At 47.0% G+C, this 16,303-nt stretch carries 14 protein-coding genes; 7 read left to right on the top strand and 7 right to left on the bottom strand.

The window, feature by feature from the left end; all coding sequences use genetic code 11:
- Positions 1-175: 175 nt before the first annotated feature.
- The 4 genes from H8S84_RS20000 to H8S84_RS14255 all read right to left on the bottom strand — a co-directional run bounded on the left by H8S84_RS20000 (position 176) and on the right by H8S84_RS14255 (position 5,609).
- Complete coding sequence (locus tag H8S84_RS20000; protein WP_222621667.1) at positions 176-2,164, bottom strand: T9SS type A sorting domain-containing protein; 1,989 nt, start codon at positions 2,162-2,164, stop codon at positions 176-178.
- 989 nt (positions 2,165-3,153) lie between these two features.
- On the bottom strand, positions 3,154-3,501 hold the full coding sequence (locus tag H8S84_RS14245) for a hypothetical protein (RefSeq protein WP_187068030.1): 348 nt from the start codon (positions 3,499-3,501) through the stop codon (positions 3,154-3,156).
- A gap of 701 nt (positions 3,502-4,202) precedes the next feature.
- Positions 4,203-4,943 carry a porin family protein gene (locus H8S84_RS14250; protein ID WP_187068031.1) on the bottom strand — a complete coding sequence of 247 codons (741 nt, stop codon included), beginning with the start codon at positions 4,941-4,943 and terminating at the stop codon, positions 4,203-4,205.
- Between the two features lie 30 nt (positions 4,944-4,973).
- The gene (locus H8S84_RS14255; protein WP_187068032.1) at positions 4,974-5,609 is read right to left on the bottom strand and encodes a porin family protein; all 636 of its coding nucleotides are present in this window, start codon (positions 5,607-5,609) and stop codon (positions 4,974-4,976) included.
- 340 nt (positions 5,610-5,949) lie between these two features.
- Between H8S84_RS14255 and H8S84_RS14260 the strand changes: the two genes are divergently transcribed.
- Entirely contained in the window at positions 5,950-7,164 is a 1,215-nt protein-coding gene (locus tag H8S84_RS14260; protein ID WP_187068033.1) for a T9SS type A sorting domain-containing protein, read from the top strand.
- 637 nt (positions 7,165-7,801) lie between these two features.
- Here H8S84_RS14260 and H8S84_RS14265 read toward each other — a convergent pair.
- A complete protein-coding gene (locus tag H8S84_RS14265) occupies positions 7,802-7,990 on the bottom strand; it encodes a hypothetical protein (protein ID WP_187068034.1) in 189 nt (62 codons plus the stop codon).
- Between the two features lie 117 nt (positions 7,991-8,107).
- On the opposite strand from H8S84_RS14265, the gene H8S84_RS14270 reads away from it, so the two are divergent.
- The 4 genes from H8S84_RS14270 (at position 8,108) to H8S84_RS14285 (ending at position 11,884) form a co-directional block, all read left to right on the top strand.
- Positions 8,108-8,374: a type II toxin-antitoxin system HigB family toxin gene (locus tag H8S84_RS14270; RefSeq protein WP_230407189.1), complete on the top strand. Its 267-nt coding sequence runs from the start codon at positions 8,108-8,110 to the stop codon at positions 8,372-8,374.
- Positions 8,375-8,536: 162 nt separating this feature from the next.
- A complete protein-coding gene (locus H8S84_RS14275; protein WP_230407190.1) occupies positions 8,537-8,836 on the top strand; it encodes a helix-turn-helix domain-containing protein in 300 nt (99 codons plus the stop codon).
- 1,216 nt (positions 8,837-10,052) lie between these two features.
- Positions 10,053-11,165, top strand: a complete 1,113-nt coding sequence (locus tag H8S84_RS14280) for a hypothetical protein (RefSeq protein WP_187068036.1) — start codon at positions 10,053-10,055, stop codon at positions 11,163-11,165.
- A gap of 248 nt (positions 11,166-11,413) precedes the next feature.
- Positions 11,414-11,884, top strand: coding sequence for a glycine-rich domain-containing protein (locus H8S84_RS14285; RefSeq protein WP_187068037.1), 471 nt, complete (start codon positions 11,414-11,416; stop codon positions 11,882-11,884).
- 191 nt (positions 11,885-12,075) lie between these two features.
- Here the strand turns inward: H8S84_RS14285 and H8S84_RS14290 are convergent, their stop codons facing one another.
- Both H8S84_RS14290 and H8S84_RS14295 read right to left on the bottom strand, forming a co-directional pair.
- Positions 12,076-12,573, bottom strand: a complete 498-nt coding sequence (locus H8S84_RS14290; protein WP_187068038.1) for a hypothetical protein — start codon at positions 12,571-12,573, stop codon at positions 12,076-12,078.
- Positions 12,574-12,672: 99 nt separating this feature from the next.
- Positions 12,673-13,095, bottom strand: a complete 423-nt coding sequence (locus tag H8S84_RS14295) for a hypothetical protein (protein WP_187068039.1) — start codon at positions 13,093-13,095, stop codon at positions 12,673-12,675.
- 541 nt (positions 13,096-13,636) lie between these two features.
- Here H8S84_RS14295 and H8S84_RS14300 point away from each other — a divergent pair.
- Together H8S84_RS14300 and H8S84_RS14305 are read left to right on the top strand one after the other, a co-directional pair.
- The gene (locus tag H8S84_RS14300) at positions 13,637-15,232 is read left to right on the top strand and encodes a PDDEXK nuclease domain-containing protein (RefSeq protein WP_187068040.1); all 1,596 of its coding nucleotides are present in this window, start codon (positions 13,637-13,639) and stop codon (positions 15,230-15,232) included.
- A 141-nt stretch (positions 15,233-15,373) separates the two neighbouring features.
- Positions 15,374-16,303 (top strand): tetratricopeptide repeat protein, encoded by a 930-nt coding sequence (locus tag H8S84_RS14305; RefSeq protein ID WP_187068041.1) that lies wholly within the window; start codon positions 15,374-15,376, stop codon positions 16,301-16,303.

Below are 16,303 nucleotides of genomic sequence, written 5' to 3' on the forward strand. Positions count from 1 at the left end.
AAACCGTAGCCTTCTGTCTGTAGGTAAAGTCATGTTTGGCGCTCCTGCTAGAGCTGAAAACGGGCTCGCACCGGCTAGTGAGGACATATTAGTTCCCCGAAAAGCGCGGGGTGCCCGGGAGCAAACTCCCGGGCACCCCGCCTTAATAAACAGCCTCACTGCTTATCTTTTCTGCTTATCTACTCTTTTTTAATAGTTTCACCGTTTGCGCTCCCGATCCGCTGACCATACGGGCCAGGTACATGCCTTCAGCCATGGCCCTGCCGTTTACCTCGATCTGGGTGACTTCGCCCGCCTTTGCTGTGCCTGCCTTCAGCTGACGGATTAGGGTTCCCTTCATGTCGTAGAGGTTGATCTGGTAGTTTCCGTCCCGCTCGGCTTTGAATTCAAGCGTTACATTCTCTGAGAAAGGAATCGGGTAGGCGGTAAGCTGATCCTTTGCTTCGGGCTGCTCTTTTGTTTGGAGAGTGCCGGTGGCTTGGGATGTCAACCCGCTGGGCACCTCGCAGGCAGTGGCCTCGGATATACACTCACCGACTGTCGCTGTGACACTGTACCCTGTGCCAGGCACTCTGTTAGCGAAGATCACCGGTTGGCCTTCCTGCGCTACGATGCTCTGCTCGTTTAGCTCTCCCGATACCAGCTCTATAGAGTTCTTAATGGTGTAGGTGGCGCCTGCCTCTGGGTTGTTTACCTCTACGCTGAAGGTGGTCTGGTAACACTCAGGCGCAATGTAGGTGACTGACGGTCCTGCTGCCGATGGGTTCACGGTCAGGTCATTCTCTGCCACGCCCACGCATCCGCCGTCGGCGGCTGCGCCCACGAGCTTGGCGTAGACCGTGTTTCCGGTGGCCGACTCATAGTTCTCCGGGTCCGTGATCGGGGAGGAGAAGGCACCAGTGGCCGGGTCGAAGGCCTCGTACCAGCCCTCTATGCTGGCGCCGGTGGAGCCCACTACCGTCGTGTTCTCGGCCGTCAGGTCAAAGACGGCGGTTGTGCCGCCGATGCTACTGGAGCAGAGCGCCTGGGAGGTTGCTGTACCGACCGGCTTGGCATGTATGATCACCTCTACCGGTACCTTGCTGCCTTCGCACCCTTCGGATGTTACCTGTGACACGTAATATTTTTCATCGAAAACGCCTGCCACCGCTGTGCTTGGTGTAGGGGCTCCGGAAAGCAGGGTGTAGGTGCCGTTTGTTCGCTCATACCATCTCAAGGAAACGCCATTGGCGCCCAAAGTTGCGGTCAGCGGATCGGCCGCATCGCCCTGGCAGTACGCCACATCATCCGGAATAGGCGTTCCTGGCTCCAAAATAGTGAAGTTGAAGAGATTGAAGTCCTTCAACTCGCTGGTGTAGGAGCTGGACGTGCGAGTCTTCACAAGCATGGTGGCCTCCGGGTCACACACACTTTCTCCTACAAGCCCAAGCGCTGACAGGTTAACCCCGCCCTCCACGAATTGCAGGGCCAGAGACGTGTTCGAAAGGGCGCCGTCACCAGAGAAGGCGGTGTTCGCACCGGCTGCGTCCACGTTCTCACCGTTGGTGACGATGAAGGTGCTTCCGGCCGGCGGGGTGATTTTCACCCACGAAAAAATGGTCTTGTTGCCTTTCGTAGATGATTTCCACTCATACACGTCAACAACCGGCTGATTGCCTCCTTTGGAAAAGTCCACGACAAACAGGGCATCCCCTTCTTGGCCAGAGCCCGTATCCTCCGGGGTCCGGCCGCCGGTTAAAGCGCTTGCGTTACCCGTCAGCATGCCGTTTGCCATAGCGATGCCTTTTTGGCTGTACTCAAAGTCCAGGTAGCTGGTGCCGTCCACGGAGCGCGTTTCCGCCCCGAAGAACAGCCAGATGTCATTGCCAATCTTTTTGGATCTGACGTAGATGTTTGTCAGGTCGTTTTTCTGCGGGGTGCTCGGGCTGGCTGTCTCGATCGTGTAGGGAGACTGCAAAGGACCGATATAGTCACCGTTTTTGTTACTGGATCCTCTGAACACCTCTTGCTCTGTGTAAATGAGGGGCGCCGCGTTACCGCTGTTTCCGTCTACGATCCAGCTGGCATTTTCATCGGCTACCGAGCTTCTTCCAGGGATAATCAGGCCGGCGTTTGCAGGGTTTGGGTCTGGCTTCAGGACCGTTCTCCAGTCCTGCAGGCCCATGGCGTTTCTAGGGAAGTTTGCGTCTATCTCAAAGTCGCCCGCCGTGCCGGGGGATCCGATAGGGGCCCCTTGCCCTGAGGCAGTTAGTGGGGCAAGGAGAAGAGTGCCAACTAGTAACACCATGGTATAGCACCACAGGTGCTATTTCTTGGAGAGAACGTGTTCCGCCCTGCTCGTGTGACATGAGAATTCTTTCATAGCTGTAAATTTTTTACAAAAATTCAATCGATTTATTGGGGTGTGCTGTTCCTAGCTAGGTGTGACCGAGGATGGGAATGAGTAAGGCAGCAGGCTGTTGCGCCGCAGTTGCTGTTTCGGAAGCCCTGGAGCCATTTAAGCTCCGGCGAGCTAAGGAGGCTGTGCAAGCAGGCAATAGGAATTCCGGCCTACCTTTCCTGTGAGGCAGGGATTTGTCATATGAGCTTTTTTAGCTATCGTTAGAAATTTGGCTCAAGAGGGTAAACTAGAGTCACAAGTGTATGAGTGTGTAGAGTGCACCGGGTGTTGGGGCATGCAAAAAAAAAATGGAATTGGGGATCGAGTTTCCAAAGAAAAAGTCACAAGTGCCATTATTCGGCAGGCTCAGGAGGATAGCCTGCTTCTTCACCTTCAGTCATTGCAATTGACTAAAGTTACAGGGGCTCTAAGCTGCTGTCGCACCGATAGTTACTTTCTTGTAATGACCATTTAACGGCAGTCTTACATTAGCTTACGCAAGAGAGTATAATATGTATAAAATTTATGAATTATTAAAGTGAAAGAGGGTAAAATAATAGTGAATAGTGTATTATTGGGGTATTAAGAAGTAGGCAAGGGTGAAATGCCTCAATTTCCATCTTGTAGGCCTCCAAGATTGAAAGCAACTGCTGGTGATTTCGAAGGTGGTTTAATGAACTTGGGGAAAGCCCTCTGCGCCGGCCTTCTGGTTAAAGCAAGAGGCGGCGCCGGCGCCGCTCCCTGCGTTGTGAAGAAAGTGTTTTCAACCGGTATTAGTCGTTTCTATCCCGTGCGGTTGTCGTGATGTTGTTGTTGGCATCGACGGTAATGTCATACTCATAGCACTCGCTCATTTGCACACTCTCCACGAGTTCGGCTTTGTCCACCGTGACGGTGAAGGTGACCATGCCCGCCCCGTACCCCCTATAGTCGGAGGAGGCGCCGGCGGGGACGTTGTTGAGGTTCTCGGTGTTGCCCCCTGAGGTCTTTATCTGGACGCTGGCCTCACCGGTGCCGTTGTTGAGAATCCTTGCGCGCGGGTTTTCGCTGTCGCACTTGTCGCAACTGCTTAGCGTGGCCGAAAGCGCTATCAGCGCCGCCAGAAATGGAATTTTTTTCATATATATGCTTTAATGGTTTCCTGCTAGCGGATTTTCGGCTGCGCCCCGCTTTTGCCATTGGCGCAATCTTTCGTGTTTTAATTTATATAAGTATAGTACAACGCAATGTTTGTTAATAGCGCACTCTTGGGAGCCAAACCACTACAAAGGTATATTTTTAATCACAGAAAGCCCGAAGGCTCAAACATAGGGATAAAGGGCGCCATTTGCAAGCGGTTGCTGCCGAACATGCGCCATGCCTCCAGAGCCAGCCAGCCGTGCTCTTAAAGGAGCTTTGCATTGTCGACGGCCGCCCCTAGGCGTAGCAACCTCTGCTTTCACCTGGCAGTATTTCTCGGTTATTTTCTGTCCTTCCCGCTTGCATGGAAGGCTGAAAGAGCGGGCTGGGAGGAATCGACCGCCCGTTTCGCCAAGATGTGGGGCCCTCAACGTGCCCGTTGATAGCAGAGGCTTCGGTGCTGATGTGGAAGGCCGTTCAATGCTAATCCTCTTTTGGTCACTCGACACTACACGTCCTGGAGCATGTTTCACGAAATCTCCCTTTCACGAGAAAGACACGCGTGAGTGCTGTCAGATATTCAATCCATGGCGGTGACAAGGGCTCATAAGGAGTCTCTTGTCAGGAGGCTTGCGCAGGTTCTTGAAAAGTAGAAACTGTGCCTCAAGCGAGTATCTGCCTTTGCCTGCTTAAACGGCAATTCTTAGCTTCTTGGCCTCCTCTTAGACTTTAACATGGTGAGATAGCCAACAGTAACAGTAATACTGGTATTATGTGAGCTGACACTATTATCTTCGGTTTTGAAAGTACTGTTGAGGCTTCTTGTTAGCCTTCCTTCTAAGCTAAAAGCTCCGAAAGATGTTTTCTGAATTAAACCTGCTCCAAGGCATAGCCCTAATTGATATGGCGTGTCGGTTTCCTTCGGGTAGTGTTCAGAGCTATCGTCTCCTTCATCAAAAGCAGGTATTTTGTCTCCGCTCGAAACCAAATATCCAAGGCTCGGGCCAAAGTTCAAATTAAAGTTTGTGTTTCTTCTCCCGAGGGTGATATGTGTCATAAATGGCAGCTCCAAGTAGTTTATTCTTTTTCTGTAGCTTCGCGTTGTGTCGACTCTCTCTGCGAAGTCTCTTTGCGCTAGATTGAGCTCCAACTGAACTCCTAACTTTGGCTCCGAAACATGTCTCAAAACTATTCCAGCTGAATATCCTTGGGCCCATTCCTGTGTAGATGATCCTAAGCTGTATTTTGAAAGGTTAATGCCTGCCTTGAGACCTACCATAGTTTCAGGTGAGAATTCTCCTTGGGCATGAGCCGTTATAGCAACGATTAATAGTAGCAAAGCCGTAAGTCTAAGAGCCTTCATGAGTATCATTATTTTTCTTATAACAATTTCAGCAAAAAATACAGGGACAGTCACTCCCTCTGAGTCCCTGCTATCAAGCACTGCGAAGTTGATCTATCTGAATTTTTAGTTCTATTCAAATTCACTATCTGCCAGCTTTAATCTGTAGTTAACCCCTATCTGTATCATGCGGTGTGCTCCATCAAGCTTTCCCGTGTTTGCCCCTCCTGAGCTGTGATGATCCCTATGCTCCATTATTACTTTGAAACCGTGGCTGTAGCGGGTCTCAACGCCCATTCGCCGTGTAACCCTGTACTCTATGCCCAGCTCAGCTGAAACATCAAATCTGTTGTAATACTCCGTAATGTCATATGCTCCGCTGTCTAACCTTGTACTAGCACTAAGAAGGTAACCTACTTGCGGACCAATAATCAGGAAAAGGCGCTTAGCGGGGCTTAAACCATGATACCAACCTACCGATGCATAGTGGAAAGAGGAGACTGCACCACTTGGCGACAAGGTGGAAGGGGGATATTTATTCCCCTTCTCAGAGTAGAGTAGCTCTGCCCGAACAAATCTCTTTTCTGTCAGACGTACCTGAGCAGAAACTCCCCCAAAATAGCCAGGCTTCAAACCATCAGTTTCTGATTCTTCTCTGTCTAGCGCAATCTTTGATAAGTTGAGGCCTAGCCTTGTGTCAATAGTGACTTGAGCGTAACTATTAGAGCCAACTAGCCCCATCACCAGTAAAAGAATTTTTATTCTCATTTGTGGGAATGCTATAAAGGTGTTTTAAAACAGCTCTTTGGCCTACTATTTCGTGGTCTAACAGAACTGTCATACGGCTTTCACTAAAATGCCTAATTATACATTTATAACCTTACTTCCAAGCTGTAAAATGTGCATTTCTTTAATGGTTAAATGTATAGTATGTTACCTTTTATTGTTTATTTGCCATATAAATATTGATTTATCTTATTTAGAGCTGCATTTCCACTCTCGTAGCCATTTGTTAATCATGTTACTCAGAAGCTGAAATATTCTCATTTCTTTATTAAAACATATGTCCATATTTACATATAAAATTTAAACTAAGAAATATTCTGCTATGAAACACTTTTTCCTATTTCCAGCACTCTGCGTCCTCCTGATTCTGGCATCACCATTGAAGGCACAGAAGCATGAAACTCTTTATTGTTCAAGCGAGCCCGACACCTACATACTTGTGCCAAACGTTTCACACTCAATAGTGCCTGACATTTATTGCGGAAGCACCGCTGAAGTGGTATTCACTATATATACCTATGCTGAGCCCAGCTCTTATGTTAGATCACAATACGCCTCTTTTATCTGGCCGCAGTCCTTTGTGCTGCCCAATGGATGGCAGTTTGTAAAGGTTGTGTATGTAGGAAAGGAAAGTTCTAATGGCTTAGATTTTTACAAGTACAATATACATCTGAAACCTGATGCGTATACGGGTGGGGCTGTAACCTTCAGGAAAGTGTTTAAATGCTCTGAAACGGAATACCTGTACGCTCAGGACTATACTGTTAATATTACCAGGAAAGCCTATACTCCGCAGCTTTCCGCAACTGCTAACTCACTTACTGTCTGTGGCAGTCAGAGCCAAACCGTAAGTGTTGTGAACCCTCAGCCAGGACACAGCTACACATGGACCTCCACTAACTCTAACACACAAGTAGTCCCTTCTGCTGACGGGCTTAGTGCCTCAATTTCAGGTATCGGATCATTCCAAGTGACAGCTTCCGCATGTGGCTCTGTAAGCAGCCCTTATGTTGTTAACGTTTATGGCGTATCGAACCCAGGCTCGATATTTGCAGAAAGCCTTATTAGGAAGATTCAATGCTCCATTGATGAAGTTCCCGGAGCGAGCAGTTACAACTGGTACAAAGACGGCGTAAAAGTCATTTCGAATGGATCAAACTTAGTCAGCTTTCCTGTTTATGATACAGATTGTGGAAATTCCTTTTATATTCAAGTAGAAGCGGTGTTCGATGGCTGCGGGGTATCCAGCAGAAACACCACATGGGCGACTTATGAGTGTGAGGATGGCAAAAGCCTAAGCTACTCTGTTCAGGTTTACCCTAACCCGGCGACAAGTAAGATCACAGTTAAGGCTCTGGGTAAAGATAGGGCGCTCGAGGCAAGGCTGTACGACCAATATGGACAATTAAAGAAGGTCGCTTCTTCCGACTCAGGAGATTTTGAAATGGGAGTGCTGGACTTACCTGATGGCACTTATTACTTACACCTCATCAATAGTATCAAGACATACACCCAACAGGTGATTATAAAAAAATAGTTGACTAGAGCCGGGGACATTAGACGTTGGCTTAGATTCTTTACAAAGAGCATTGGGACAGGGTTTTCACCTGATGGCCCAATGCTCTTTGTAATATGCAGGAGCATGAATACGAGCGCCCGCTTTGCTACCCTTGTAGGCAGTGTTGTTTTCTTACTCTGACTTTTCAGTTAGGACCTTACTTGGTTAGTTCTGCAGACTTGTGCCTGCTATAAGTGGAATGACAGAATGAGTACTGTGAAGCTGCACTACCAAAAACACTCCAATGCTTGGTGCTTGTTACTTTTCAATTAAAGACACACTTTGAAAACGATTCAAGAAAATCTCCCTTATTTGAGATGGCTCCCTACGCAGGCCTGAGTAGCCGACTTAGGCAAGTTTAAGGCCAGAGGGATAAACCCCAGGTGCATTAGGTTATGTGAGCACGTATCCTTTTGATCCGTTGTTGCGGCTTTGCAGACATACAGGTTAACGAATTGCGTATTTATATGCGCGCAACTAAAACGGAGTTAACCCGATAACCTGCTTTTCTGCCATGCTCCGCCGCGGCAGACACAATGCTCTCCTTTGCAGTGGGGAATGCCGGCGGCTTGGGCTTCTCAGGATTGGATACACAGTACTCTCGCCGCCTGTGCGTCTAGTGCTGCCATTCCTGTGGGGTATGGTAGGCCCAGTTCTTTGCCTGGATCTCCCTTATCCTCTCCAGTTGGCCGGCGTAGACTACTGCCTTGCTCTTCTCCTTGCACAGCTGCAGTACGCGCTTGAATTCTTTGTAGTCTTCAAAGCCCAGCACCGCAAAGCCTGTCTCTAAAGCAACGTATTCCATGTTTCTTGCAAAGAGAAACTTTTTTTCTGTATATTTGTTGTCAATATGACAACATGTTTTTACCTTTGCCGTATTAAAGTTAAAGAGGAAATGCATGTATTAAGTAGAAAGACAATATTGGAGTACGCTAATAGGCACGCCGCAGCCAAGCAGTACCTTCTCGCGTGGCACAAGACCACCGAAGCGGCACAATGGAACTCCGTTAACGATATGCGCGCCGATTTTCCGAGCGCGGAAATGGTTGTAGATGGCAAGGTCGTGTTCAATATCAAAGCTAACGACTATAGGCTGGTGGCGTTGGTGGGATTTGGAAGCAAGAGAGTATTTGTCCTGTGGATTGGCACACACGCCGAATACGACAAAATCAGAATAGAAGACCTCTAATTGGAGAGGCAAAGCCAAATAAATTAGTAGGCTATTGGAGCCTTTACTTTAAACTTAGTCGGCGAGAGAGAAGCCGAAGCGTTGCAAGAAATAAGAAGCATGAACATTCACTTAATCCATAACGAATCCGAGTATCACGCAGCTCTTAAAGAGATTAGAAACTTGTGGGATGCTCCAGAAGGAACCCCGGAGAGTGAGAGATTGGAGATTTTAACTCTGATTGTTGAGAAATACGAAAACGAGAAGTATCCTATAGAGGAACCGGACCCGATCGAATACATTAAAATCCGCATGGAGGAACTTGGTTTAAACCAGGAAGATTTGGTTCCTTACATGGGTAATAAAGGTAATGTGTCGAAGGTGATGAACAGAAAACGCGGGCTTTCGCTCGAGATGATCCGCAATCTGCACCGGGGGTTGAGATTCCCGCTGGAGGTACTGATCGCCGAGCCATCGGTGTAACATAATAAACAGCGATAATGGAATCCACGGCACAAGCTGCCGTGGATTTTCGTTTTGCGGGCCCCTCTTTTATTCTTGCTGCAAAGGAGCTTCAGAGCGTCGTAAGAGAAGCAAGCCAAGATACCAAGAATTAGGGGTGATGATGCTGTCGCCATAGGCCTCTACTAGCTTTTAGAGTATACACCAGAACAGCGGCCCGCCCTCTCGTCAAAAAACGCGCTAAGTAAATTCCCCGGCGTGAAAATGAACCCTCCTAAGGCTCACTTCTGAGTAGCCGCAGGATTGCTGTGTATCTGCGAAAACATATGCCAACACAGTACGTATTTCCCCGTCTAAGTTAGTGTTGCTGTGCCCTACTTTTTAGTGGCTCCGAGGCAGTTGACAGGTGCGATCAAAATGTGCTTCTCGCTGTGCTCTGTTGAGTATAGGAAAACACTGCATTTTCACCTTATAGGGGCTTCTAAAGACAGAGTGGCAAACAGGGTATTTTAGCTTAGTAATATAGCGTGCATTTCTCCCGTGAAACAGGTGTTAACTTGATACCAAAAATCAAAGCGTGCTTAAAAGCGAAGGCATTGCTTTTGGCATAGGTAAGACACGTAAAGCCAATAAGTTACGCAGCTGGTTTGTTCTTTACCTTTTGCGCGTAAAACCATGTCTCTAAAGCTCTTTTCTAGGCAATTAAAATTCGTCTGTTGGAGGCTTCGTTTTTACACGCGTATTTGTGTGTCTTTATAGAGTACGGACGCGCTGCAATTCCTGCTGAAGCAGCCACTCTTAAAACTGATAATTAAAACCTCAAAATTTATTGCTTCACTGCGCGATTACACGCGCGGAGCACTGCACCGGATCATAATCTGCAGCGATGTATTTCGTGTAGTACGTGGAGACGCAATAAAACGCGCACAGCAATTAGTAATGGTCCATTTCTTGAGATAAAGCCAACACTAGCACCAACAGAGATTTAAACCGCATAAGCCCTCTCACTAATATTCTAGCCCAGGGCAATGATTACAAAGAAAGTGGAGAGCATCTGTGCCTACGCACATAAAGTGATTAACTGAATAGCGGGCAGGGGTCAAACGGAAATTATCTTGGAATTCCATATATTAGATAAAATATATATGCATAGAAGAAGCATAATTGAATATCTGCAGTATTAGTGCAGCCAATTAGGTTGGAGCACTGAGCTGTTTACTACTTAAGCGTTTTTGTAATGAGGGCTAGTCAAAAAGAGTACGTTGGGTACAAAGATCAGAGAGATGCGCTGTTTGTCTTTGGAGCTGGCGCATCAACCGCAGACGGGGGACCATTGCAGAGAGACCTGTTACCTCATATTTTAAACACGAAGCATGAGCGATCAGCGACTGTTGAGTTGGTGAAGAGGTTCATTGAGGATAACTTTGATGTTTCTAGTGGTCACTATCCATCACTAGAATCTATTTTTGGGTTTCTGGATTATTTTATCTCAAAGCAGGAGAGCTTGGGAAAGGGCTATACGACCGCAAGCATAGCTTTCGTTAAAGAGGCCTTGATACGCCTAGTTCATTATAGTATAGACGGCTGTAGCAAAAGCAAGGGGGTGTACAAGAGGTTCTGGGAGGTTGTTGCAAATACAAACCGGAATATTTCTGTGCTGACGATGAACTATGATACACTACTAGACGAATCCTTCGACTTTCTTTACCCTGATAAGGCAGTAATCGACTACTGTCTAAACTTCATGAATTATGAGCATTACGATAGGATAGAAGCTTTTAATTGGTGGGATAATCCCAGAGAGCCTATAACCGTTTGGGAAGGGGGGGATCCGCGTCCAATAAAAATAATGAAGATCCACGGCTCCCTCAATTGGAAATATTGCAACTGCTGCAACCAGGTCTTATTAACACCCTGGGACACGAAAATAAGTTTAGAATCACAAGGCTTCAAAGGGAGAACCGGAAGAAGCTGCGAAAATCCAGAAAGCATAGAGTATGATTTGAGATGCCCGATTGATGACACGCTGTTCGACACCTTTATTGTTCCCCCTTCTCACATAAAAAACTTAAGCCACCCTGCGGTTACTAAGCTTATGGACGAGGCTGCAATTGAGATAAGGAAAGCAAGTCGAGTTGTGTTTGTCGGCTATTCATTCCCGGAGGCTGACGTTCATGTCAAAGCACTGTTCAAAAAGAATCTTACAGATGGAGTTAGTATTGAAGTAGTTGATCCTTTCCTTAACAGTCAATTAGAAGCAAACTACAGGAGCTTGAGTAAATCGGTGAAATTCGTCAAAGCGCATTTTGAGGAATACATTGGAAATGGGTTGGAAGCGGCGTTGAAATAAATTATCGAGTGGTCACTACACATCACATTTTATAGAACCGCTTAAGCCTTCCTCTATGAGTGATCCAGCTTTTTAGTTTATTCTCTCCTCTTAATATCTAAACATTCCCTCTCTTATAAGGTTCAATTCCTTTTTTTTAGCTTGATCATTAACCTGATTAACTAAATAAGTTAGCTAAACTGATTTTATTATCTATATATTTAATTTAAATATTATTATATTTAGAGTGTCAATAAAACCTTTTAGCCATGGAAATTAGTATTTCATCTAAAAGAGCTTTAGTAGCTAAGGCTCTTTTATCATTGTCAAAAATTGACTTTGAAATGTTGAAGCTCAAGCTTCAAGATTCAGAAGAAGGGCTTGGTTGGTCGCCTGAAGAATGTGACATTGCTGAGTTAGATTACAAACGCTTCTTAGCGCTTAAGTATGCCTATCCTGATGAAGAAGTAGTGCCTAATCAGACAGTAGACAAATTTTGGCATTACCACATCCTTGATACGAAAGCATACGCCCGGGACTGTGAGCAAGTGTTCGGGTATTTTGTTCACCATTTCCCTTATTTTGGTATGCGCGGAGAACAAGATTTACGTGATCTGCACATAGCATTTGCTGATACAACTGCGCTTTATATGCAGCACTTCGGTGAGGGATATGACAGTGCCAAAGGTGGTGGCCGCGGAAAATGCAGAACAGCCTGTAAACCGGTAAAATGCAAGTGATTTCAAATCAGAAAGCCCTAACAAATAGGGCTTTCTGATTTAAAATTTAATAACAAATCTTAAAGACATTCATAGAAGCCTGTGCTTCTCTAAGGAAATGGGGTCTACAGCAGCACTGCCCCGGCTAAGCTCCCTACAGGTAGAATTGATGCGGTGTTCAAAGCCAGTCACATCGCTGGAGTGTGTGGTGCTTATATTGCAGAAACTGAAGCAGGGGCTAAAGGTGCCACTAAGGCAGTTGGTATTGGTAATAGCAAAAGCTGTTGGAGCAAATCCAGCAAGTGCTTAGCCTTTAGCTGGTTGGCCTGTGCCTGGTGCTTTTTTATAACCTGGTAGGTAGAAGTCCAGATGGTATCATAGTCCCAGGTGCTCGCTGCGTTCTCCACGGCAGCTACTGTTTCCCCGCGGGTTCTGGTAGCGCAGATGATGATGTCACAGCTATAGGAGCCGGCAAGCTTTTGCAGTCTTTTCTCTAGCCCGGTACCCGGGTCACCCATGCTTTCTATCCCGATCACGATGCCTGCTATTTCTATGATAAGTTGAAAATCGCCATCAACGGGTACTTTGGCAGGTATAGGCTTTATGGCCACGAAAGTCGGGTAGGAACCAAGAAGCAGGTTAGCCAGTTCACGGATGGTCTGTGTTTTTCCCTTGCCGCTGGCATGGCTGATCGCTAGAATAGTTTTCATAGAATCTTCTATAGTGAATAATGCCGGAAGATAGCTAATGCCATTGGAAGACCAATGGCATTAGCTAAAACACCTAAACAGCTCGCAAGCGGCTGTGCCTTACCAGGGGATGTAGTCCGGGTCCTGGCTTTTTTCCCGAATGTGACGAATACGTTTGCGTATACTGACAATCTGCATGTCTACCTTAGATTGCTCCTCCTGCAAGAAATACCGCTCACGATCTGTCAGCTTTGTCTTGTCTGCATTTCTATCTGCTAGGTACAGATCCTTCAGACTTTTGTAATAGTGCTCGTATTCCTGAATGCGGAGCGTATGAAAGTCAATCACCTCTTCGAGTGCTCTTGGGTGTTCCCCACTTAGATGCTTCTCACCAAAGGTATCGTCCGGATCTAACTGCTTCCGTTGCTCACGATACGGATTGAAGTACACCAGGCGCAGGTCTCTGCCTGATCCTATGAGCATCGGCTCCATGCCTTTTCTGCCTTCCACATCCGGCGAAGTTCCAGCTGAAATCTTTGGCATGTCCGCTTCCCGCTTTGCCTTATTGGCATAGACCCTGCACTTATCCGAGCAGTAAATAGCGCGGGGTTTATTTGCCCAAAAGCTTTGAGTACAATAGGGACATACTTTCTTATAAACAATCGAATTCACGGGAAACTCTTCGCGGCTGTATTTGGGCATAGGGGTAAAGGCTTTTCTAATAATTTAACGAATTACGTAATTATTACAGATTAATTATATAGTATTTATGGAATTATTTCAAAATAGCAGTACATAATATTCATACACTTTTTCAGTTTAGCCACTATTCATATGGTTAGCAGAAATGAATTAAACTCAATGTATTAGTTTATAACAGTTAGAAAGATAGTTAAAAACGAATATTACTTAAAGTAATACTTTAAGTGCGATTTGATTTGCATAAGCTGATGACCTGAGCCTTAACTGTCGTGATTTAGAGCACACCTTTACAAACAGATAGGAGTGCCTTTTGCTTTGAAGAATTTACTAACTTCACGCCTGCGCCTGCTTTTACTTTGGCAAGGTGGCTACGGTGTTAAAGATGGAAAAACTCACAACGTACTGGGAGCTGTTCGAGCAGCTAAAACAAGAAATCAAGGCGGCCCGTGTGCACGCTGTTCTTACCGTGAACGCCCAGATGCTGGAGCTGTACTGGAAGATCGGCCATGCCATCCTGCAACAGCAGCAGCAGGAAGGGTGGGGCGCTAAAGTGATCGACCGGCTAGCCACTGATTTAAGAACTGCTTTTCCGGATATGAAAGGCATGTCGGCTCGTAACTTAAAGTACATGCGTGCCTTTGCCGAAGCCTGGCCTGGCTTTGTGCAAGTATCCCTTGCACAAAGTCAGGCGATACCTGCAAGTGCAGAAGCCAGTAAAATTGTGCAAGCGCCCCTTGCACAAATAGCCTGGTACCACCACATCACAATCTTAGACAAGCTCAAGGGCCAAGAAGAACGCCTGTTCTACATCCGGCAAGCTGCACTAAACGGCTGGAGCCGCAACGTGCTGGTGCATCAGATCGAATCGCGTTTGCATGAGCGCCAAGGAAAGCTGCAGCACAATTTTCCCAGCACGCTGCCTGCCGTGCAGGGGGATCTGGCAAAAGAGCTGTTTAAAGACCCATATAAGTTCGATTTCCTGCAGTTGTCAGAGGAAGCCCAGGAACGGGATCTGGAGAATGCCTTGGTCGATAACATCACCAAATTCCTACTTGAAATGGGTAGGGGCTTCTCGTATGTCGGGCGGCAGGTGCACCTGGAAAAGGGAGGGCAGGACTACTATATTGATTTACTGTTCTACCACCTAAAACTGCACTGCTATGTAGTCATAGAGTTAAAGATCGGTGACTTCAAGCCGGAGTATGCCGGCAAGATGAATTTCTATTTGTCCGCTGTAGACGAAGACCTGAAAACAGGTGATGACTCGCCTTCCATTGGGCTGATCCTGTGCAAGAGCAAGAACAAGGTTACAGTTGAGTATGCGCTGCGCGACATGAACAAACCCATGGGCGTAGCCGAGTATGAGCTGACAGAAGCCATGCCGCTAGAATTGCAAGGGGAACTGCCAACTATTGAAGCACTCGAGCAGGAACTGGAAAAAGAGATTGTAGCACCGGTTAAACCGCTCGATCAAAAGCTGCAACTGCTAAAAGATCTGCTGGCACAAGTGAGCAGGGAAGAGGAGGTGCAACAGGAAAAGGATCACGCTGCGCTGCGTTACCTATTTGACGATGTACTTTCAAGCTTAATCGTCCGGATAAATCAAAATTTAGCTGATGTATTCCCTTTGTTCAACACGGTGTGGTTAAACAGGCAAGTAAACCAAACAGCAAAACCAGATTACACAACAGAGGAATTCAAAGAAATGCTGGAGGCTGGAAATACAGTCTATCAAATAGGCCTAAGCCTGTGGATGGACGGTTTTAAGAAAGCAGGCACGAAAGCCTTTAGCGTCTCGAGAGACCTGATCTTTACACTCGAAAAGTTTAAGTACGCTGTCGGCCCCGACAGAGATGAAAGCTGGCTGGAAAAGCTATACCATCAGCAGTGGCCTGAAGAAGAGTTAGAGGCTCTGGCTGACAGGTGGTGTGAAGTAGTGATAGAGGATGTAACCTATAGCCTGAACCGCATAAAGTAAATACAGAATTAGGCAATTGGGTAGCCATCTAAGCTGTTTCAGGCTCAGGTAAAACCCGTAAGAATAAACATACACTTTGTTCTATATTTAGATAAAATGTAGTATTTTGGCTTTATAATCCAAGCTAAAATACGAGAACAAATGCGTTATGTCCCTGATTTGATCCCGAAGGCGTCCCGGGTGCTGCCCAGTTACTTTCAAGGAAGCCCGTATGCTTTCCCCACACGGAACAAGTTCCTGGTGGCACTCTCTTATCTGGGCGCTGCTTTTTTCTTTCTAGGCGCTTTGGCCTTTCTAAAACACCCTTTCGTGACGCTGTTGCTGGGCGCGATCGGCTTTTTGCTGTTGCCGCAGGGGCATCGCTGGCTGGAGCGCAAGGGGCGCTTTCAGTTCAAGCGCAAAGCCAAAGCCATCGTAAGCGGCTCCATCTTCTTGGTTTCCACGCCTTTCATCAACCACTATGCCGAGGTGGACGCGCAGGAGGCGCACGCCATGCAGGTGCAGGAAGAAAAAGCCAGGCAGGAGCAGCTCATGGCAGCCAAGGTAGAAGCGCAACGAAAGGACAGCCTTCACTTTTACCTGGCTGAAAGCGTGCAGCTAAAGGAAGCCAAGAAGGCCACATTGGCACTCGCTCGACTTCAGCATGCCGAGGCCCTTGCGACAGAAGCTGAAAAAGACACCATCCAAGGCATTAAATCCGACATTTTGACGGTTCGGGCGCTTACGCTGGTGAGCGCTAAGAAGTATAAGGCAGCTGCTGCGGATTTGACCACCCTGATAGATCAAAGCCCTACAGATGGAGACTTGCTCTACAACCGCGCCTTGTGTTATAGCAAGCTAGGCAAAACGAAGGAAGCCGTAGCCGATCTTAAAACGGCGATTGAGGTGGGGCATGTGGAAGCCAACAAGTTGCACGAGCGCATCAATCCTCTAAAGAAGAGAGTCGCCTATTACGTGACCCGTTGCTGTGACGGCACTACTTCCAGTGCCACCGGCAGAGGGGCCTGCTCGCACCACGGCGGAGTATGTGATTGGAATGATCCGGTATACGAAGAATACAGAAAATACTAG

The sequence above is a fragment of the Pontibacter cellulosilyticus genome (assembly GCF_014306105.1).
GTDB lineage: Bacteria > Bacteroidota > Bacteroidia > Cytophagales > Hymenobacteraceae > Pontibacter > Pontibacter cellulosilyticus.

What these genes read in the sequence shown, in the direction of transcription:
- H8S84_RS20000 (WP_222621667.1), bottom strand. Translation starts at nt 2,164, where the DNA reads ATGGGCCTGCAGGACTGGAGAACGGTCCTGAAGCCAGACCCAAACCCT.
- H8S84_RS14245 (WP_187068030.1), bottom strand. Translation starts at nt 3,501, where the DNA reads ATGAAAAAAATTCCATTTCTGGCGGCGCTGATAGCGCTTTCGGCCACG.
- H8S84_RS14255 (WP_187068032.1), bottom strand. Translation starts at nt 5,609, where the DNA reads ATGAGAATAAAAATTCTTTTACTGGTGATGGGGCTAGTTGGCTCTAAT.
- H8S84_RS14260 (WP_187068033.1), top strand. Translation starts at nt 5,950, where the DNA reads ATGAAACACTTTTTCCTATTTCCAGCACTCTGCGTCCTCCTGATTCTG.
- H8S84_RS14265 (WP_187068034.1), bottom strand. Translation starts at nt 7,990, where the DNA reads ATGGAATACGTTGCTTTAGAGACAGGCTTTGCGGTGCTGGGCTTTGAA.
- H8S84_RS14280 (WP_187068036.1), top strand. Translation starts at nt 10,053, where the DNA reads ATGAGGGCTAGTCAAAAAGAGTACGTTGGGTACAAAGATCAGAGAGAT.
- H8S84_RS14285 (WP_187068037.1), top strand. Translation starts at nt 11,414, where the DNA reads ATGGAAATTAGTATTTCATCTAAAAGAGCTTTAGTAGCTAAGGCTCTT.
- H8S84_RS14290 (WP_187068038.1), bottom strand. Translation starts at nt 12,573, where the DNA reads ATGAAAACTATTCTAGCGATCAGCCATGCCAGCGGCAAGGGAAAAACA.
- H8S84_RS14295 (WP_187068039.1), bottom strand. Translation starts at nt 13,095, where the DNA reads ATGCCAAAGATTTCAGCTGGAACTTCGCCGGATGTGGAAGGCAGAAAA.
- H8S84_RS14300 (WP_187068040.1), top strand. Translation starts at nt 13,637, where the DNA reads ATGGAAAAACTCACAACGTACTGGGAGCTGTTCGAGCAGCTAAAACAA.
- H8S84_RS14305 (WP_187068041.1), top strand. Translation starts at nt 15,374, where the DNA reads ATGCGTTATGTCCCTGATTTGATCCCGAAGGCGTCCCGGGTGCTGCCC.